Raw genomic sequence first — 20,309 nt, 5'->3', positions numbered from 1 at the left:
AAAACTTTACGATTTTTTTTAACAAAAATAAATATGTAAATAAATACCTATATAAAACAAAAAAAATCAAACTATTTTACATATTCCTCAATTAATAGAATAAAATAATATACTTAGATATTCAAGATTGTTTTTATTCTGTTTCTTTGATTTTTTTAGTTTAAATATTTCACAATACAAATAAATCTTTAATATAAAATTCTCATACAAACAAGACTCAACTATTTTTTATAATGTTATGTCTAATTTTTAAGAAACTCTCCTTTCCAATATCTTACATACAATTCTGCTATCCTATGTATATTCATAAAAAAAGCCGCTCGGATGAGCGGCTTCATATTTATATATGGTTCAAAGATTATTTACCTTCTTCCATTTTTCTTTTCAACTCTGCTAATGCATCGATGTCTCCAAGAGTAGATCTTTCTTCGTTGTTAGAAGAAGAAGTTACGTTTCTAGAAGAAGCTTCTTTTACGTTTTTCTTCTCTTCGTCTCTGAAGATACCTGTGTGAGATACTACTACTCTCTTGAATTCTTTGTTGAATTCGATTACTTTGAACTGAGCATCTTCACCTTTTTTGATTTTAGATCCATCTTCTTTCTCTAATAATCTTGAAGGGCAGAATGCTTCTACTTCAGCATCTTCGAATTGAACAGAAGCTCCTTTATCGTGAACTTCTACAGCTTTACCAGCGTGGATAGTTCCTTCAGCATATTTAGTTTCGAATTTATCCCATGGGTTTTCAGTCAATTGCTTGTGACCTAGAGATAATCTTCTAGCTTGGATATCTAATTCAAGAACTACAACGTCTAATTTATCACCTACTGCGCAGAACTCAGATGGGTGCTTGATTTTCTTAGTCCAAGAAAGATCAGAGATGTAGATTAATCCGTCGATACCTTCTTCTAACTCTACGAATACACCAAAGTTAGTGAAGTTTCTTACAGTTCCTACATGCTGAGATCCTACCGGATACTTAGCTTCGATGTTTTCCCATGGATCTTTAGACAACTGCTTGATACCAAGAGAAATTTTTCTTTCTTCTCTATCTAAAGTTAATACTTCAGCTTCTACTTCATCACCTACTTTTACGAAATCTCCAGCAGATCTTAAGTGAGTAGACCAAGACATTTCAGAAACGTGGATTAATCCTTCAACACCTGGAGCAATTTCTACGAATGCACCATAGTCAGCAAGAACTACTACTTTTCCTTTTACTTTGTCACCTACTTTCAAGTCAGCAGAAAGAGCATCCCAAGGATGAGCTTCTAATTGCTTCATACCTAATTGGATTCTTGTTTTCTCATCATCGAAATCAAGGATTACAACTTTTACAGTCTGTCCGTCCTCTAGGATTTCAGATGGGTGGTTCACTCTAGACCAAGAAAGGTCTGTAATGTGGATCAATCCATCAACACCTCCTAAGTCAATGAATACACCGTAAGAAGTAATGTTCTTAACAGTTCCTTCAAGAACCTGACCTTTTTCAAGCTGAGCGATGATTTCTTTTTTCTGACCTTCGATATCTGCTTCGATCAATGCTTTGTGAGATACTACTACGTTTTTGAACTCAGGGTTGATTTTCACAACTTTGAACTCCATAGTTTTTCCTACGAACTGATCGTAATCTTTAATTGGCTTAACGTCAATTTGAGAACCAGGTAAGAATGCTTCGATTCCGTGAACGTCAACGATCATACCACCTTTAGTTCTAGATTTAACAAAACCGTTAACGATTTCTCCAGTTTCGTGAAGTTCGTTTACTTTATCCCAAGCTTTAAGCGTTCTAGCTTTTCTGTGAGATAATTGTAACTGTCCAGTTTTGTCTTCTCTCTTGTCAACCATTACTTCTACCTCGTCACCTACTTTCAGGCCTTGGTTGTAACGGAATTCGTTTAGAGAGATAACACCTTCAGATTTGAAGTTGATGTCTACGATAGCTTCTTTATCAGTTAATCTTACAACTTTACCAACTAAAACGTCGTTATCGTCAAGGTTGTTTAATGATCCGTTGTAGATTTCTTCTAAATCGCTTTTTTCTTTTCTCGCATCTGCATCAAGACCTGATTCGAATGAATCCCAATCAAATTGTTCTGGTGCTACGTTTTGGTTTAATAAAACCTCTGCTGAATTTGTCTCTTTTGACATTTTCTAATAAAATTTGTATTCCTTCTTTTTTAACGGTTTGAATAAATGCGGATTAAAAAATACGGAAGTAATTAATTGTAAGTAATTTACTCTTCAAACCTTTTTGCCCCAAAAGTGGGTGCAAAGATATGAATTTTATTTAAAATAAGCAATAGATTTCAGTAGACTAATATTTAATATATATATTTAAAAATCAACACTTTGATTAAAAGAATGCTTCAACTGAGCCCAACACGGCATCCTAATATTAACTGCCTTACATTCAGAATGAAGCAGTATCAGCTGTTATGCCGGGCATGAGCTGAAAGTTTACGAACGTAATTCAGAGTGACAGGAACACAGAAATAAAGAAGAGCAATACTTTCCTACTCTAAAACTCTAAGGCCCTACCACTCTCAAACCCTCAAACTCCAAAATTCATTACCTTTGCAGCATGGAATTAGAATCAATCTATCAAAAACTGCAGATTCAGGATATGAATCAGATGCAGAAATCTACTTATAAAGCTTCTGAAAACAATACAGACATTGTTTTACTTTCTCCTACAGGATCCGGGAAAACGCTTGCCTTTTTATTTCCTGTTCTCAGAAATCTGAAAAAAAACGTTCAGGGAGTTCAGGCATTGATATTAGTTCCGGCAAGGGAACTTGCTTTACAGATTGAGCAGGTTTTTAAATCCATGGGGACAGATTTTAAAGTTTCTGTCTGCTATGGTGGACATGACAAAAAAATTGAGGTTAATAATTTGATTGAAGCTCCGGCTGTATTAATCGGAACTCCTGGAAGAGTTGTTTACCATTTAAGAAATAATAATTTTGATCCGAAAACGATTAAAACATTAGTTCTTGATGAATTCGATAAAGCTCTGGAATTGGGGTTCCATGATGATATGGAATTTATTTCCAATTCTTTAAAAGGTCTTTCTCAAAGAATTTTAACATCTGCCACAGCTATGGATGAAATTCCGGCTTTTACAGGCTTAAAAGATGAAAAAATAATCAGTTTCCTTAAAGAAAATGATGTAAAACCGGATCTCCAACTGAGAAAAGTAATGACGATTCCTGAAGAAAAACTGGATACGCTTTTCAATCTGGTTTGTAAAATCGGGAACAAAAGAACTTTGATTTTCTGCAATCACCGTGAGGCTGTAGACCGTATCTCTGAACTTCTCAACCAAATGGGAATCGACAGAGAAACCTTCCACGGTGGTATGGAACAGGATGAAAGAGAACGTGCCTTACTGAAATTCAGAAATGATTCTGCAAGAATTCTTATTACCACAGATCTGGCTGCCCGCGGGCTTGATATTCCTGAAGTAGAATCAATTGTTCATTATCAGCTTCCTCCAAAAGAAGATGCTTTCATTCACAGAAACGGCCGTACAGCAAGAATGAATGCCAAAGGTTTTGTATACCTGATCATGACGGAAGATGAAAACTTTCCGTTCATTAAAAACAATACTCCTGAAGAAAATGTTGCCGGATTTACTAAAGTTCCACAAAAAACACCTTTCCAGACTGTTTATATCAGTGCAGGAAAAAAAGATAAAGTTAATAAAGTGGACATTGTGGGATATCTGCTAAAGAAGGGAGAGTTGCAAAAAGAAGATGTTGGAATTATTGAAGTAAAGGACACCACATCCTATGTTGCCGTTGCCAGAAATAAAGTAAATGCTCTTTTAAGAAAACTTCAGAACGAAAAACTGAAAGGTAAGAAAGTGAAAATGGAGGTTGCATATTAAACCTTCCACTCTACACTTTATTGTCATTGCGAGGAGCACAGCAACGAAGCAATCCGCCCTCCCCGCAATGACATAATATTATTTAATTCCTCTCACCCTTGTAGGGAAAGTATATACAGATTTCGAGGCAGTAATGAAGAGAATATCATTGTTTTTGCCACCAAAAGTCACATTGGATGTCCATTTCTCAGGAATAGAAATATGATAGATTTTCTTTCCCAAACGGCTAAAAACATGTACACCATCTCCCGTTAAGTAAAGATTTCCGTGTTTATCCAGTTCCATTCCATCTGAGCCCATTTCGCAGAAGAGTTTTTTCTCAGACAATTTTCCTTCTCCCAGTATATCATATACGTAGGTTTTTCCGGCATCAATATCAGAAATATAAAGTTTCTTTAATTTTTCGCTTCCAACAATTCCATTAGGTTGTGTGAAGGTATCCAGTTTCGTTACTTTCCCGGTTCTATCCCTGTAATAAAGGCTTTTATGCTGGATCTCCTGTTTAAACCCAATCCAGTAATCTCTTTCATACAAAGGATCTGTAAAATACATCCCTCCAAATTCATCATTCCATACATCATTAGGCCCATTCAATCTTTTTCCTTCAAAACCTTTTAACAGGACTTCTACTTTTTTATCTTTGGAAATCTTCCAGATCTCACCCTGATCGTCTGAACAGGTAATCAAATAGCCGTCTTTGTCAAAATGGGTTCCGTTGGCTCTTCCAGTTTTATCTAAAAACTCTATCACTTTATTGCTTTTCCAATCCCAATAATAAATTTTATCATTAGGCTGATCGGTAAAGTAAACATTCCCTTCTTCATCTGCTGATGGTCCTTCTGTGAAACTGAACTTATCGGAAACCATTTCCGGTTGTACTCCTTCATAAAACATTTTACTATAATTTACTGATTGACAGTTTACCAATGCGAAAACCAAACCAATCATACTTATTTTAAAGATATTCTTCATACTTCATTTTTAAAGCTGCAATTTACGATATGACCCAAAAGCATCAAAATATTTTCTCACTTTGATACAATAAAAATCACAGAAGTAAAATGTCTCAATTGTCCTATTTTGGACGTAGATCATATTAGTAATAAAAAGATATAATCCGGAGCTTTGCAGTAACAGAACCGGTCACTTTCTTCAAGAAAAAATATCTTAAAAAAAATGATGAGTCCGGATGAAAATTGTACCAAAATACTTTATAGCATACAACAATGAGCGCAGAGTCCAACAATATCAAGTCTTTGGAAATTGAAAATGAAGATTTCAGAAATTCCGTAGGAACTATGGATGAAACCGGGAAAAGAAAATGGATTTTCCCCAGAAAACCAAAAGGAAAGTATACCAACTACAGAAATTACACCAGCTATATTCTTCTTGCAATTTTCTTTGGGTTGCCTTTTGTAAAGATCAATAACAATCCTTTTCTTCTCATTAATGTGATCGACAGAAAGTTTTTTATCATTGGACAACCTTTCTACCTGCAGGACTTTTTTATCCTGGCTTTAGGAGCAGTAACCTCCGTGATTTTTGTAATGTTATTTACAGTAGTCTTCGGAAGAATATTCTGTGGCTGGCTTTGTCCGCAGACCCTTTTCATGGAAATGGTTTTCCGCAAAATCGAATACTGGATTGAAGGTGACCGAAATAAACAGATGAAGCTTGACAGACAGGAATGGGATGCGGAGAAAATAAGAAAGAGGCTGACTAAATGGTCTGTTTTTCTTCTTATTTCACTGATTATTTCTCACTTTATGTTCATGTATATTGTGGGCTATGAAGAAGTTTTCCGCATTATGAGTGAAGGACCGGAAGGAAACTCACTGAAGTTTCTTGTGATGATCTTCTTTACCCTGACGTTCTACTTCGTATTCGCATGGCTTCGTGAGCAGGTCTGCACACTGGTTTGTCCTTACGGAAGACTGCAAGGTGTATTGATTGACAAGCAAACCATTAATGTATACTATGATTTTAAAAGAGGGGAAGGCCGTGCAAAATGGAGAAATAACGAAGACAGAAAAGCAGCAGGAAAAGGAGATTGTATCGACTGTAACCAATGTGTTGTGGTATGTCCTACAGGAATCGATATCAGAAACGGACAGCAATTGGAATGTGTAAACTGTACAGCCTGTATCGATGCCTGTGATGAAGTCATGGAAAAGGTTGGTTTGCCTAAAGGTCTGGTACGTTACGCAACAGAAGCCGAGATTGAAAACCAGGATAAATTCCGCTTTACGCCAAGAATGAAAGCCACAACTGTTATCCTTGCATTATTAATCGGATTCCTTGGATTTTTAATGTACGACCGTGGTTCTATGGAAGCAAAATTCATCAAACCGGCAGGTTCTACATTCTTTGTTAAAAACGGTAAAATCACCAATACCTTTATTTATACTCTTCTGAATAAATCTAATGAAAAGAAAACCCTTTTCATCAAAGTGATTACTCCAACAAATGCAGAAATTACTTACTTCGGTTCTGAAAAAATTATATTGAAAGGAGATCAGATCCTGAAAGGAAACATTAACATTTCCTTCCCTGAAGAAGAAATTAAGTTCTCAAAACAGAATATGGTCATTGGCGTGTTCGATGAAAAAGGAAAACTTGTAGATTCGTTTGAAACGACTTTTGAAGGACCATTTAAGTTAGCTCTTTAGATTACAGATGATAGGTTGCAGGTCGTGGTGATTAGAAAAAGTAGTTGACATTTCCCTTATTCCCCTCCTCTGGAGGGGTGTCAAAAATTCAAAGAATTTTTGGCGGGGTGGTTTTCCAACACATTTCTCCCCAACCTTAAACCTTAAACTTTGGACTCATTAAGCCTTATATTTCCTCATGAACTGTGTAGGAGTCATTCCGGAGCTTTTCCGGAATACTCTTACAAAGTAGGAATATTCTTCATATCCTAAACGAAAAGCAATTTCAACCAGGCTTTCATCCAGATACATGAGCATTCTTTTGGCTTCCAGCACTACCCTTTCTGTAATCACATCAGTGGCTGTTTTTTGAACAACAGTCTGTGCAATCCTGTTCAGATGTTTGGATGAAATGCCTAACAAAGAGGCATAATGCGTAATGGACTTGTGTTTTGTGAAGTTTTGTTCAATCAGATTTTCAAAATCCTGATAATGTTTAAAATAAGAAAGTCCGGCAGCAGAATCCATTGTATCAAAATCTTTTGAAAACAATCTCGCAGCATTAATAAAAATCTGAGACATTAATGATAAAATCAGGCCTTCTTTCATGATACTTTTGGTCTGATGTTCTTCTCCCAATTCCTGAAATAAGCTAATATTTTTTTTAAGCTCACCAGCATCCAACTGCAGTTTTCTTGGAAAAGATACAGACCCAAAAAAAGGAAAATTTCTCAGTTTCTGATTCACATAATGCATTTCATAAAATTCCTGAGAACAAAAGAAAATATACCCATCAATATCTTCCGAAAGCTCCCAGCTGTGAATCTGCCCCGGTGACAAGAAGAAAAGACTTCCTTCAGAGACTTCATATCTTTGAAAATCGATCTCATGCACTCCTGTTCCTTTGGTAAAGAGAACTGCTGCATAGAAATCATGTCTGTGAGGCTTCTCTATATGACGATGTCCCAGCACCAAATGACTCTTCATGGTGTTAAAATAAAAATCTGAAGTATTTTTACCCGCCTGGAAAAGATCTATATGAAGAACGGAGATCGGATTCATTGATAAATATCTTAAGGATTCACAAATTTAGATAAAAAGAACCGGTAATAGCTGCTCTTCTTCTCTGTGATGACCAAATGGCTGTTTTGTGATGATTTTACATCTTTATTTTTCCTTTAAAACAAAGTCTGACCGCACTTTTTACAATATATTTTGGATGAAACTTTAAAAAATTTTTATCTTTGAAGTTTAGGAGTTGTAAAATGAAAATAAATTTACCTGATAAGCTGTATTATTCTATAGGAGAAGTTGCGAAAGCATTCGATGTAAACACTTCATTAATACGTTACTGGGAACAGGAATTCCCTATTATCAAGCCTAAAAAAAACAGAAAAGGAAACCGGTATTTCACTCCTGAAGACATCAAAAATCTTCAGATGATCTACCATCTCGTAAAAGAAAAGGGATATACCCTTGACGGAGCCCGTATCGCTCTGACCACCAACAGTAAAATTTCCGAAACCATCACCCTGATCGACCGCCTGGAGTTTGTAAAAGCTGAACTGATCAAGCTGAAAGAGTCTTTAGGAGAACGGGAAGAGGATTAAATGCTTTGAAAATATAAAACCTCCGCTGCAATTCATTGCAGCGGTTCTATATTTTAAATGAAGACTAACCTGTATAATTCTTTGAAAATTTCACACCTTTCTTTTCCAAAATATTTTTAATTTCTTTTGATTTTTCTTGGGGTAAAATTTCAATAATTTCGTTTTTACTATTTAACGTAATATGCCAGTTTGTTGTGTTATATGTAATAGCCATTTTAGCTAAATTAAGATTTTCATAAGGAATCTCCTTAAATGTTTTTTCTAACAAATAAGACTTATCTAAATCTTCACTAATAATTAATTTATATCCATTTACTTCATACACTTTGGAATATTTAAAATCCATTAATAATGCTGGATTTACAAAACACAAATCAATCCAGTAATTTCCATTTTTAGCATTATCACCTTGGGCACCAATAATGATGATATTCGTTTTTGGATTTATTGCTTTTTGTTGACTTCTAAATTCTATGTAACTGGCAACAATGTTTCTTGCTGTGTTATTATCCTTATTAAAACCCGTTGTACTACAACTAAGTATTAAAACAAAGAAAATCAGTAGACAATATATATTCTTTTTCATTTTTAATTCTTTTTACCTCCAATAAATGTTGCGTTTTTTGAGTCGTATTTAAAATATCCTTTGCCAGGAGTTGGCCATTTCCAAGTACTATATTGATACGTATTTGTAATTTGAGGGTTATTACTTCTAAATTTTGCATCTCCTTGTTTTAAACCGTAAGTCATTACTAGAACATTATTTATAAATCTATCATTCCAACCTGATGGGCCTACATTTGCACTAAGAGGGTGGGAGTGTACATTTTCAAAATGGGTTCCATCTTGTATAATATGTCCTCCAAAACTATATGCTCCCAACATACCCCCAGCATTCACACTTTGATTAACAGAATGATTGGTACTTATAATACTGGTACTATACCCATCACTAAAATTAAATGTATCTTGAGAAAACTCTACTTTTGTATTTTCCGCAGCAAATTCAAAAAATTGGGTGGTTACATCATAATTCTGTACCTGCAAGTAACTGTATGTTGAACTTGCACTTCCTTCCATTCCATCACTTTCAGGCAAATCAAAAGCTAATGATTTCATATTCCCTTTCTGTCAATCTCCTGTTGGATTCTTTTCTGTCACATTTGTACGGGCAATCTGGATAGACTTAGACTCATCTTCATTTGTAATAGTATCATACGCATTATTATCTTTTGTTCTTTCTATGTTACCATTGTTAAAGATCTTAATCTTATCTTCTGCCTGCATTCCATCCGGATCAATAAACCTAGTCGGATTGTTATAAGCATAATTATACGGACTATACCTTATCATTTTCTCTGCTAGCGGATCCACCACTCCCCATCTTCCAATATCGGGCATATAGAATCTGGCTCCATAATCATACATTCCTGTTTCCTGTAGCTCCTTCCCATTGTACTTATAATTTTTATAAGTCCCTTGTCCAAATAAAGCATTACCTATTTTCAGGTGGTTCATCCCAAAAGGGTAATAAACATTAGCATCTGTGATTTCAAGAGCGCCTGCGCTGTTTCTTGCAAAACTTATCCTTGCATTTCCAAGATGATTCCTTATACTGATAAATATAATAGTTTTTGATGATGAAAGAGCAAAAACCACTGCGTTAGCGGTGGTTTCCTGTTTTTATTTATGAATACAAACCAAATATTCAAGTAGAAGTTGTTGCGCAAAGCTAAAAGCTGAGAAAATTTGCGTAGTGGGAATTTATTAAGATCTGTCTTTTATCTTTTTACAGAATCATATTGTTGTTGAGTTATTATTTTTTTTTCCAACATTTTTCTTAGCCAATCTTCTGCTTGTCTTTTTGATGCAGATGGAATTTTTGATATATCAATACTATAAAAATTATCATAGTTAATTACAACCTTATTTTTCCTTAATAAAGCATCAAAATAATCAAAATAAGCACCTCCATAGTTATACTTTTCAGCCATTATTTTTGAATATATCATAAGGCTATCTGTTCTTTCTGATTCGTTTGAGTCCATAAAACTATTAAAAAGCTCATCATAAGCATCTATATCTCCTTTATACTTCACTCTTTTAATAAGAGTATCGTAATCTGTAGTGCTTTGACTCATTGTAACAACTGTATCACTATTTTTTACTATATCAATTTTTTGTTTTTTTTGACAAGAAATAATGAAAATTAATATTAAAATTGAGTATTTCATAATATTATTAATTAAATATTTTATCCCATAGACTTCTCTGATCTTTTCCTTGGGGCTTAGTATTTCCGGGTTGTTGATTAATTTGCTTACCGTTTTGAAAAGAATTCCATTTTCCAAATTGTCCAGTTTGCCTACCCTTTTTCATTTTTGGGTGTGTTTGGAAGATACTTACCATTTCTATCTGTACTATAAGTTGACTGAGGGCTAATTTCAATTCCTTTATTAGAAAAACCATATCTCTCATCCGGGGCAATAATAGTAACGCCCTTCATTTCTTTAGATTCTGAAATTTTTTCTGCTACAGATTCTATAACATCTCCATTTTTATCAATGGTCGTTCTTCCTGTTCGACAAGAATGTAATACAATAGTAAAACCTTCTTTGTTTTCAGAATTTTTCCATAATGTTCTAAAACTCCATTTAATCCTTTGCCTGTATTTACTGTTCCTTTGCCACTATCTTTAGAAACATTTTCATTATAAAAAGCTGAAGGATTTCCATGTGCAAAGATGTGTATTGTTTTTGTCTTAGGATTGTCAGCATATTGACCATTATTTGCCGTTTTAATGATTGCTATATTATGTTCATTATCTTTTAATAAAATTGCTTCAAGTCCCTCCAATTCTCTTGCGTCAATTACACGATTTTCAGAAAAGTTATAATGGGATTGGTAAGAATACTTTTCACTCAAAGGATCGATATTAAAGAATCTTCCTACATCCGGCATATAGTTCCTCCACTTAAATGAATAAAAACCCGTTTCTTGTAACTCTTGTTCCTGATATTTGTACTGATAAGCATTCTGAGTAGTTGCAGTATAATTATGCAGTAATCCAAAAGGATAATAAGTATTGATTTCTACAATTTCTCCGGGCATGCTTGTGCTAATGCAATTAGGTATTTGGAACGGAGGTATAAAAGGGCCATCGCAAGTTTGTGAAAAATACTGCCTTGGCTGTATGATTCCATCTTTATTGGTATCAGTATAGCTTAATCTCACATTTCCTAAATGATCCGTAAAATTATAGACGTACTGATTCAATAAGGCATCATAATATCCTTCCGAAGTAGGGATTATCCTTAATTTTATTTGTGCTACATCATTAGGATCATCAATACTACCTATTCCTCCAACTGATGATTCTGATGGCTTAGTACTTTTATACTGAAACCCGTCCAGGTAATCTGCTTCTATATCTCCAAAAAGCTTCTTTACCTTTACCCCGTCTGCTCTGTAAAGATAGCTTGTCAATTTTGAATTTTGGGTAATCTTATCTGGTAAATTTAAATAATTATATTGGAAGGAGAAATGTAATTATTAACCAGTTATACATATAAAATAAAAGCCACTGTAATAGCAGTGGCTTTTATTCTTACCTGCCACACGAAAGATTCGTGCGGTAGCAGGGGCTGGATAGGCGACGACTGGAATCAAAAGAAGATATCTTTACTTGAACAAAAAGAAACCATTGAAAACCAGCTGCTGGAAAAAATATCCGAAGTACTGAAAATTCCCGTAGAAGCTTTTCAGAATTTTGATGAAGAGCAGGCTGTCAATGTTATTGCTAATACCTTTGGAGAACATGCTTTTAGTAACTCTTTTAACTATGGTACAATTAACTTTCATTCAATAGAAAAGTTAGTTTCCCTTCACAAAGAAAAAATTGCTTTGTATGAACGTATGCTGAAGGAAAAGGATGAAATGATGAGCAGACTGGAAAAGCTGCTTGGAAAATAACAGACAAAAGAATAAAAACCACTGCTCGCAGTGGTTTTGTTTTATTTGTGGACACGAGCGAGGTGTAGATTTATATATAAACTCAAAGTCTGGAGACTTTGCGTAGCGGGGAACAACAGACAACATGTCTTCGCTCTCCTAGATGCTTTTCTTAAACAAACTAAATTGCAAAGCATTTTATAAAACAACAAAGCCACTCAAACGAGTGGCTTTTGTATTACTTAATTACAAAATAGATTTAAATTATTTCAAACTCGTATCCTTCTTTAAATTTCATAATATCTTGTAATAAAATGGTATCTAAAGTATCTAAATCAAAAGTAAATGCTATATAAAAATTATTATCAATAAGAACCTCATTAACTTCTCTTATTGGAACTTCTGCATTATTAATTATTAATTATTAATTATTAATTTAGTAAACTCTGACATACTTTTTTCAATGTCATTTACAATTATACCAGATATAGCTACTTTCTTTATATAGTTTAAAACAACAACTCTTTTTATTTTAAAAACATCCATATTATTTTAATTTTTGTGCATTTTTATCAGCGAAGTCAAAAGCTGCTTTGGTTTCGCTGGTTACAACCTCTTGCGTAACATTTTTCCCTTTTAAAGCGCTACTATTCAATCTATATAATTCCTGTAATAAAGTTTTTCTTAATTCTAATGGAGAACTAAATGCTTCTTTACCAATAAAAAAGGCATCTTCTTGAAAAGTGTAAATCCAGAAAAAGGAGCATCAGGGATTTATTTCTATTGTTCTGTTTTCATTTACAAAACAGAACAAGAAAACCACCGCAGCTGCGGTGGTTATTTATTAAAAATCATTACAAACATTCATAATGAGCTGTCCATGTTTTAGCTTCTTTAATACTATCTTGTTTATCAAAAATCAATAAATATTTATTAACACTACCACAATACTTTAAGCCATTATGAGAGTTGGATATGACATCAACTCTTAAAGAATCATTTCTCAATTTAGTAAAAACTGCTATATGAGATGGCCCTTTAAATTTATCTTTTGTAAATACATTTTGGCTTTTATAGTAGTCTTGTGACTTCCAAAATTTTCCCCAATTTTTTTTATTTACTTTAGATAGACACTTACTTTTTTTATATGGATTAGTTTTTTCAATATTTAACCAGTTAAAATAACTATCAGACTTATATAGCGGAAAAAAACTTTCATAAATAGAGATTCCATAAGCTCTAGGATTTAAAAGATCTTTATAATACTTTTCTGTACCCTTATTTATAAAATCCTGTTTTATGTATTCAAGCCCTTTTTCATATCTTTCACATGCACATTGTCCATACACTGAAAAACTAATACATACAGATAAAATAATTAAATATTTCATTATTTGGTTTTTGGAGTTAGCATAAAAAGGTTTTTCTTCACATCAATTTTTTTTAAATTACCATCCATGATACTTCTTTCAAAAGGCGTAAAATTATATGGCTTACCATTACGTAGAATATCTGTCGGGCTATATGATTCTCTTTGACCAAATGGTTGAGTAAATTGTCCAGAAGCATCTAATTCTCTTCTAATTGTATTTATAACTTTTTCGTTTGGACCTGGCGCACCATAAATCACATCCTGATCGTTAAGATTATTATATACATGGCTTACTTCGTGAAGAGTAGTCATCCCATATCCCATCGTTAGAGGATTTAATGCCTCACTTGTTCCTGCTATAAATTTATTTACTTGATCAGTATTAATATTTAAGTCATATGTTACTGTTGAACCATACACGCCATCTATTGTTTCACCTCGTGCTCCTGTGGGTTCGATTGAAGATCCTTTAGTGTTGTCTGAATTAATCTGATAGTCAGTTCTATGATTATCAATAGCACCTTTCAACATATCACGAGCTGTTTTACTTCCTCCCATATCAGAAGATTCTTTGTAACTCAGCTTCCCATTATCACCAACAGATAATTTCAATCCCGTTTCTTTTTCTAAATCACTTACAATCTTATTTTGTGTATCAGCAGAAACACTTTTCCCAAATGTTATATCATAGTTCTGCATTCCATCCGGATCAATAAACCTTATCGGATTATTGTATGCATAGTTATAGGTACTCCAACGACGAGAAGTTTCCGCCAGAGGATCAATCACACCCCATCTTCCAATATCCGGCATATACATCCTCGCGCCGTAATCATACATTCCAGTCTCTTGCAATTCCTTGCCATTGTACTTATAGTTGTATATCTCCGCTCAACTTTTCAGGATTTGCCTACTCAACCTTTTCTCGTGCGAGCCTTTACACTGTGATCGGCTACTCTTGCTCGCTTATGTAAATATAATTTTTCTTTTTCATTTGAAAAAATAAGGGATAACTTAAAGTGGTATTGTTGTCGCTGTTGTTGTAGATGTGGACTTGTGGGTAAAATAACGATGGCAAAAGCTCTGGCTTTATCCACAAATCCACATCCTTTAACATACTTCCAGTTCAACGGCGATTCAGAGCGGGGGCGCATTTTTCCTTGATTCAGGGTGGTTGAAGCTTTGGCAAAAGGTATTTTTCGGTGCTGGTTTTAGGATGGGAAGATTCGGGGGCGTTGGCTGTGCAGGGCTGTGCCCGGAACAAAGGAAAGCATTTTACATAATCTCAAATTATAGGTGCCGATGGATTTGCCAGTAGCGAAGCTTGCGTAGTGGAAGGCAACGTTTAGGTGCTGCTGCGCGTATAATTTTATTATGTAATTTGCTGTGGCATTAAAGCTCTGGGAAGCTTAGACAAGCCTTGGAAGAAAATGTCTTTTTTGATGTCGGGCGGGATATTTAATTCAAAATGCAAGTGGTGGCATTTTATTTCTTATATTTGAGTTATGGATTTTTGGACAACAATTGGTATCGTTTCTTCAGTTTTAGGGATTTTTTCTTTCCTAAAAAATGATACCGTTTCCTTAGTTTCATTTCTTAAAAAAGTATTATTTGTCTTTTTCTTAGGACAAAATTCTCTTTTAAAAAAAATCTAATTTGTTCCTTTTTGCGAACATAGGTACATATATTTTCAAAATGTTAATTTTTTTAACACTTTTTTGTTCGCATAAATATATTTATTTTATCGGATGGAACTGATTGATTGCATTTTGTAGTTCATCAACACCTGTTTCTTTATACTTTTCTGTGGTATCTGCATGTTTATGTCCGGCAAAGTATTGAACCTTTCTTAGGTTTTCGCCTTGGTCTAATTTCAGTTTGATAACACTCTGACGGATGGTAATGGAAGTCAGTTTTTTGGTGAAGTTTTTCTTGTAAGTAGACACTAAATAATTAATGTCATCTGAAGTAATTTTAGTCCCTAATTTCCCTAATAAAAAGTAATCCTCTTTTCTGGTTCTGAAAGTGGTTAACATTTCTCTTTCCTCTTGTAAATACTGATAAAATAATAAAATCTGGTCAGCTTTTAAATCTAATATTCTTTCATTGGTAATTCCTGTTTTACGGATGCTGATCCTGGCATTCTGTAAATCTAAATCCCCGATTCTTAATCGTTCAATATCACTGGTTAATAGGGCTTGGTTCACCAATAAACTCATTATGATCTGATTTCGTTTGGTAAGTATCGGGTAACGTTCTTCTCTCGTTTCTAAAAGCTTTTGTAATTCTTGTTCTGTCAAGAGTTCCTGCAGTTGTACTGGATTTTCTTTTCCGTCCCGGATTTTAATATTTCGTGCAGGATTCTGTTTTATTTTACCTGTTTCTACTAAATAATCATAGTATTTTTTAATAGCATAAACGGTTCTTTTAATGCTTTGCGGATTGTAGGTTTTTCTTAATAATTCCACATAATCCATAATGTTCTGGTACTTCAGCTTCCATGGACTCTTATAGTGCTTCCTGAACTTTTCTATTTCATACAGATAGTTTTTTATAGTAGCTTCTGATAATTCATTCTTCAGATAATTTTCCAGTTCCATAATTGATTCTTGTATAGATTTGGGTGGTTGATAAATATTCATGTCCTAAAAAATCACGTACTTTTTCAAGCTCCATTCCTTGTTCCAATAGCTGTGTTGCAATGGTATGCCTTAAACAATGTAATGTAAATCCTTTGTTATTCATCTCTGTTTTCTTCAATAATTTTTTAAATTCTTCATAGATTCTTACAGCGGTAATATTGAGTAATTTTCGGTTATCCTGTATCTTGTGTTTCGCATCTATATAGCTCTTAAAATCTTGCTGAACCTGTTTTGTAAATGGGATGACTCTGCGTCTTTTACCTTTTCCTTTTCGGATGTATAATAAACAACTTATTAAATCTATATCCTTAACAGTAAGCTCTGCTGCTTCATTTCTACGCAGTCCGCACGCATAACATAGATGTAGGATAATAGTCTGTAACGAATTGCTTTTACTGTATAGTTTTTGGATTTCTTCTTTTGTAAATACTTTCCTCTCTTCAGATTTTGGGGATTTTAGCTTAACCTGGTAAGGATTATCTTTTCGCTGTCCGACTACTCGCTGTAGATACTCAAAGTAGAGTTTAATAGCCAGTAAAATAGAATGGATATAGCTCTCACTTAACCGCTTCCCGGTTCTTGGCCTTTGAATGGTTTGCAGATAAGAGTGATAGGTTACAATATCAGAAGACTGGATTTCAAAATAAGATTTCCGGGCATGGTTCAAAAACTTTGCAACCTGCTTTGGATAAGAGTTTACAACAGCTTTGCAATATCCTAAATTTTGTAATTCTTTTCTAAATTGATAAATAGATTCTTCATTCATGTGTTATTAAGTATGATTAATTTCCTTTTGTAATATTTGGTGCTTTTCCGAACGCTAGCTGATTTTCCTTTATTGATCGGATCATACTTATATTCTAGTGTTCGTTTGGCTTCCGTTTAGTGTTCGCTAGTGTTCAGTACAACTGCACAGGCGATTTATTTTTTATGCTGCTTCAGTTCTTCCAACTGTTTGGTAAAAGCTTCTTTTAAATCTTTTCTAACTCTCTGTATATTATCACTGTAAGATATTTTATACTTAAAGCCTTTGTTGGCAAAACCTATCTGTTTTAAATATTCCAGTCTTACCAATTCATTCAGGTAGAACTGTAACTGTGTCTTTTTAAAGCCTGTGATTTCCATCGCTTCAAATCTTGTAAAATGATCATCTGTAAAAGCCTTCTTCAGCTTCTCAAAAAACTGTCTCAGACTTCCGTCCAGTTCATCAATCTTTAGGATGATACTTTCAAACAGGATTTCTACAGCATGCTCTATATCTTCGATCTCTGTGATTAAATAATTCTCCTGGGTAATACGCCTCTGGTATTGGTGAACTAAGGTGATTTGCTTAATGATGGACTGGAACATTTCGTTTAACCGCCTTTTATTCTTTACATTATTGGGAAGCTGTATCTGCGTTGCATAAGGATTAATCACCTCATAATGCTTTAGATTCCTTACAATATTCTGTAATTGGTTTACTGCTTTTTGTTCCTGGCTTTTATCAATCTCTCCCGCATTTTTACGGTTTTGATAATGGATTATTTTTTCTGTCTGTTCTTCACTTTCGTTGACGGCTACAATAAAACTACGGTTCATATTATCTTCATAGGTTTCGCCTTTGGTGGTGGCGGATAAAGAACTAAACTGGCCTTTTACGATTTTGTGGGACGATTTATTGTTTCCTTTTTTATCTTTGATGGTAACGGAACTTCTTAATACCTGGTTGGAGATAAATTCTCTTAGGGCATATAAGGCATCTTCTTTTAATCCGTCCAGATCTTCAATGATAATGATCTTCTGGAACAGGTCAAACTCACCCCAGTTGTATAAACTGCTCTCCGTAATTCTTGTAAATCTCAGCACATCTTCCTGAGGCATTAAATCTGCAATTCTGCTTATCATGTGCGTTTTTCCACTTCCGGAGCTTCCCTGGACAATACCATGTAAAGGACTTCTGTTTAAATAACTGATCGTGATTAAGAATAATAGCAGCCTGGACTGTTCTTCTCCAATAATCCCAGATTTTTCTATCAGTTGATTAAGGCTCTGAAGTAAGTCTTTTTGTTGTAAAAAGTCTATGCTGCTTTTCAGGGGTATTTCTGGGGGTACGCTGCATTTTTCCTGTGTAAAATCAACACTTGTGGTAGCCTTGCCAAGACTTGAACCTTTATTTTCATAGAACTGGTGTTTGAGACCAGTAGATCTACCAGTTCCGCTTCTCGTGTCGTTGGAGGGATTCGAACCCTCGTCTGATATGGCAGAGAGGAAGGGCCTTGAACCCCCGATAGACTGTAGAGGTTCTACAGCACCACTGCCATTTTCAGGTAAAAAAATAAATTTCCGGTTTTCTAAAAGCTCTTTAAATATAGTTTCATCATGCAGCTGTAATGTTTCGTTGACATCTTTACAAGGTAATTCTATAAAGCTATAGATCACCTGACTCATCATCAGGTGCTCCTGGGATTCTTCCTTAGTAAGGAAGCGGCCATCAGCCATCTGCTTAGAAAGCAGATTGTCTTGTAATAATTTCGCATACTTTCCTATGGCTGCTTTTCCGACTTTGTCATTATCAAAACAAAAGATAATTTCTTCCAGTTGCTGAAGCTCTTTTATTGCGTTCAGTATCTCGTCATTTAATCCATTGGTTCCAAAACAGCTTATCAGACTGTAATGGTCTCGGATTTCTTTGATCTGGAGTAAACTTGCGCAATCAATAATCGCTTCTGTCAGAATAAGTTTTTTGGTTTCTTTATGGGGATAACCCGGATAGATTCCGCTGCGGTTTTTCAGGTAAAAGTGCTTTCCATTGTCTCTATCTAAAATACTTCTGAAGTATAAACTAACTATTTGATTCTGGCTATTTTTCAGAGGGAACGCAATGCATTTATTAGCAAAGATACTGTAGCCCTTTTCTTTGGTTCTGTTGTTAATGAGTCCTTTATCCTGTAACAGACCTGCTTCCAAAGCTTTTTTTATAAGTTCATCATTTTTTCTTTCTCCATGGTGGAACTGCCCGGAGTTATAACCGATTTCTAAAAGACTATTGTCTAAGTTTCTTTTTTCTATATAGCCTTTTGCAGGAACGCTGCAATACAAGGCTTTTCTAAAGTAACTGAAGGTGTTTTCTAAAAAGTCTATGTCAGGCTGATTTGTATTTTCAACCGTTTTAGGTTTTATCAATATGGATATTTCAGGATTAATCAATGATTCTGCTTTCTTGATTGCTTCGTGCTTGGTAAGTTTCTCATAGTCTTCCATAAACTGGATAACATCACCTGTCTTCCCGCATGCATGGCATTTGTAAAAATCTTTATCCAGATTCACCTGAAGGCTTGCTCTTTTATCATCGTGCCAGGGACATAAAAGCATATTATTTTTTGGCTGAAGGTTGTAATACTGTAGAACTTCAGTAAGCCTTAACCGGGATTTGATCTGCTCAATAGTCATTGGGAGAGTTTTTTAAGGTGTTGTTTTACTTCCTGTAAGGCAGCTTTATAGTCATGAGCTGCAAGACCATCATCCCCCAAAGGTTCTATAATCAATAGTTTCTCACGCACAGTAAGGCGCAACATATCTCCCGCCTTAAAGCCCAGGCGTTCTAACCACATGCCACTGATGGTAAGCCAGGGAACGCTTTTCTCACCTCCCGCACAGAAACGGTAACGGCTCTGCAACTTTACTTGTTTATGGGGTATATCTGACATAATGAAAATATTTTATTTTTTTTGATGTGTAACTTGTTCCACAAAACCATAAACTATTTCTCATTTAAGCAAGTAATCATTTACTTTTTTATGCACTAAAGTTCTCTTATATTTGTATTTACACTGTAATAGAGGTTAGATATGGGTAATACATTAAACATAGGAAGCAAAATAAGCACGCTCAGAAAGCAGAAAAATTGGTCGCAAGGAGATCTTGCTCAGAAGATAGATGCTTCCCGGGAGATTATAGGAAAATATGAACGTAATGAAAACTTACCCTCTATTGAGATGGTAGCTAAAATGGCTAAAGCTTTTGAAGTAACTGTAGATTTTTTAATCGGGGAAGGAGAAAACGCTGCATTCGATAAAGAGATCGTAGAGCGTATTAACGATATTCAAAAAATGGATCCTGATACCAGAAGTATTCTCTTTAATGTTATTGATACCTATATCCAAAACTTTAAAACTAAACAGGCTTTTAGATAAAAAAAACTCCAATAAGATATA

At 34.5% G+C, this 20,309-nt stretch carries 19 protein-coding genes; 5 read left to right on the top strand and 14 right to left on the bottom strand.

Features of this window, described 5'->3' with window-relative positions; all coding sequences use genetic code 11:
• Window positions 1–358: 358 nt before the first annotated feature.
• Entirely contained in the window at window positions 359–2,149 is a 1,791-nt protein-coding gene (gene rpsA, locus PZ898_RS23725) for a 30S ribosomal protein S1 (RefSeq protein ID WP_034695342.1), read from the bottom strand.
• A 433-nt stretch (window positions 2,150–2,582) separates the two neighbouring features.
• Between rpsA and PZ898_RS23720 the strand changes: the two genes are divergently transcribed.
• Window positions 2,583–3,890, top strand: coding sequence for a DEAD/DEAH box helicase (locus tag PZ898_RS23720; RefSeq protein WP_120230475.1), 1,308 nt, complete (start codon window positions 2,583–2,585; stop codon window positions 3,888–3,890).
• 78 nt (window positions 3,891–3,968) lie between these two features.
• Here the strand turns inward: PZ898_RS23720 and PZ898_RS23715 are convergent, their stop codons facing one another.
• Window positions 3,969–4,862, bottom strand: coding sequence for an SMP-30/gluconolactonase/LRE family protein (locus PZ898_RS23715; RefSeq protein ID WP_062671071.1), 894 nt, complete (start codon window positions 4,860–4,862; stop codon window positions 3,969–3,971).
• 254 nt (window positions 4,863–5,116) lie between these two features.
• Between PZ898_RS23715 and ccoG the strand changes: the two genes are divergently transcribed.
• The gene (gene ccoG, locus PZ898_RS23710) at window positions 5,117–6,559 is read left to right on the top strand and encodes a cytochrome c oxidase accessory protein CcoG (protein ID WP_062671073.1); all 1,443 of its coding nucleotides are present in this window, start codon (window positions 5,117–5,119) and stop codon (window positions 6,557–6,559) included.
• A 159-nt stretch (window positions 6,560–6,718) separates the two neighbouring features.
• On the opposite strand, the gene PZ898_RS23705 is transcribed toward ccoG, so the two are convergent.
• Window positions 6,719–7,600, bottom strand: coding sequence for a helix-turn-helix transcriptional regulator (locus PZ898_RS23705; RefSeq protein WP_277694409.1), 882 nt, complete (start codon window positions 7,598–7,600; stop codon window positions 6,719–6,721).
• Window positions 7,601–7,803: 203 nt separating this feature from the next.
• On the opposite strand from PZ898_RS23705, the gene PZ898_RS23700 reads away from it, so the two are divergent.
• On the top strand, window positions 7,804–8,148 hold the full coding sequence (locus tag PZ898_RS23700) for a MerR family transcriptional regulator (RefSeq protein WP_062671077.1): 345 nt from the start codon (window positions 7,804–7,806) through the stop codon (window positions 8,146–8,148).
• A gap of 64 nt (window positions 8,149–8,212) precedes the next feature.
• Here the strand turns inward: PZ898_RS23700 and PZ898_RS23695 are convergent, their stop codons facing one another.
• The 5 genes from PZ898_RS23695 to PZ898_RS23675 form a co-directional block, all read right to left on the bottom strand.
• A complete protein-coding gene (locus PZ898_RS23695) occupies window positions 8,213–8,734 on the bottom strand; it encodes a hypothetical protein (RefSeq protein ID WP_277694408.1) in 522 nt (173 codons plus the stop codon).
• Window positions 8,735–8,736: 2 nt separating this feature from the next.
• Window positions 8,737–9,267 (bottom strand): JAB-like toxin 1 domain-containing protein, encoded by a 531-nt coding sequence (locus PZ898_RS23690; RefSeq protein ID WP_277694407.1) that lies wholly within the window; start codon window positions 9,265–9,267, stop codon window positions 8,737–8,739.
• Window positions 9,268–9,279: 12 nt separating this feature from the next.
• Complete coding sequence (locus tag PZ898_RS23685; protein WP_277694406.1) at window positions 9,280–9,807, bottom strand: RHS repeat-associated core domain-containing protein; 528 nt, start codon at window positions 9,805–9,807, stop codon at window positions 9,280–9,282.
• Between the two features lie 122 nt (window positions 9,808–9,929).
• Window positions 9,930–10,499: a hypothetical protein gene (locus PZ898_RS23680; RefSeq protein WP_277694405.1), complete on the bottom strand. Its 570-nt coding sequence runs from the start codon at window positions 10,497–10,499 to the stop codon at window positions 9,930–9,932.
• 190 nt (window positions 10,500–10,689) lie between these two features.
• Complete coding sequence (locus tag PZ898_RS23675; RefSeq protein ID WP_277694404.1) at window positions 10,690–11,634, bottom strand: RHS repeat-associated core domain-containing protein; 945 nt, start codon at window positions 11,632–11,634, stop codon at window positions 10,690–10,692.
• A 108-nt stretch (window positions 11,635–11,742) separates the two neighbouring features.
• On the opposite strand from PZ898_RS23675, the gene PZ898_RS23670 reads away from it, so the two are divergent.
• Window positions 11,743–12,120, top strand: coding sequence for an XRE family transcriptional regulator (locus tag PZ898_RS23670; RefSeq protein ID WP_277694403.1), 378 nt, complete (start codon window positions 11,743–11,745; stop codon window positions 12,118–12,120).
• A gap of 833 nt (window positions 12,121–12,953) precedes the next feature.
• Here PZ898_RS23670 and PZ898_RS23665 read toward each other — a convergent pair.
• From PZ898_RS23665 to PZ898_RS23640, 6 genes are all read right to left on the bottom strand, one after another.
• Window positions 12,954–13,490, bottom strand: coding sequence for a hypothetical protein (locus PZ898_RS23665; protein ID WP_277694402.1), 537 nt, complete (start codon window positions 13,488–13,490; stop codon window positions 12,954–12,956).
• Window positions 13,490–14,326 (bottom strand): RHS repeat-associated core domain-containing protein, encoded by an 837-nt coding sequence (locus tag PZ898_RS23660; RefSeq protein WP_277694401.1) that lies wholly within the window; start codon window positions 14,324–14,326, stop codon window positions 13,490–13,492. Before PZ898_RS23660 ends, PZ898_RS23665 begins: the two co-directional genes overlap by 1 nt.
• Before the next feature lie 881 nt (window positions 14,327–15,207).
• Entirely contained in the window at window positions 15,208–16,071 is an 864-nt protein-coding gene (locus PZ898_RS23655) for a tyrosine-type recombinase/integrase (protein ID WP_277694400.1), read from the bottom strand.
• Complete coding sequence (locus tag PZ898_RS23650; protein WP_277694399.1) at window positions 16,043–16,879, bottom strand: tyrosine-type recombinase/integrase; 837 nt, start codon at window positions 16,877–16,879, stop codon at window positions 16,043–16,045. The genes PZ898_RS23655 and PZ898_RS23650 overlap by 29 nt, the downstream gene beginning before the upstream one ends.
• A gap of 155 nt (window positions 16,880–17,034) precedes the next feature.
• Window positions 17,035–19,545: a CHC2 zinc finger domain-containing protein gene (locus PZ898_RS23645; RefSeq protein ID WP_277694398.1), complete on the bottom strand. Its 2,511-nt coding sequence runs from the start codon at window positions 19,543–19,545 to the stop codon at window positions 17,035–17,037.
• On the bottom strand, window positions 19,542–19,802 hold the full coding sequence (locus PZ898_RS23640; protein ID WP_277694397.1) for a SymE family type I addiction module toxin: 261 nt from the start codon (window positions 19,800–19,802) through the stop codon (window positions 19,542–19,544). Before PZ898_RS23640 ends, PZ898_RS23645 begins: the two co-directional genes overlap by 4 nt.
• Window positions 19,803–19,943: 141 nt before the next feature.
• Between PZ898_RS23640 and PZ898_RS23635 the strand changes: the two genes are divergently transcribed.
• Complete coding sequence (locus tag PZ898_RS23635) at window positions 19,944–20,288, top strand: helix-turn-helix transcriptional regulator (RefSeq protein ID WP_123872002.1); 345 nt, start codon at window positions 19,944–19,946, stop codon at window positions 20,286–20,288.
• Window positions 20,289–20,309 lie beyond the last annotated feature (21 nt).

Origin of the sequence: Chryseobacterium sp. WX (genome assembly GCF_029542485.1) — a bacterium.
Lineage (GTDB): Bacteria > Bacteroidota > Bacteroidia > Flavobacteriales > Weeksellaceae > Chryseobacterium > Chryseobacterium cucumeris.
Note: the sequence above shows the minus strand (reverse complement) of the source record. Positions and strands in the feature narration are given on the sequence as shown.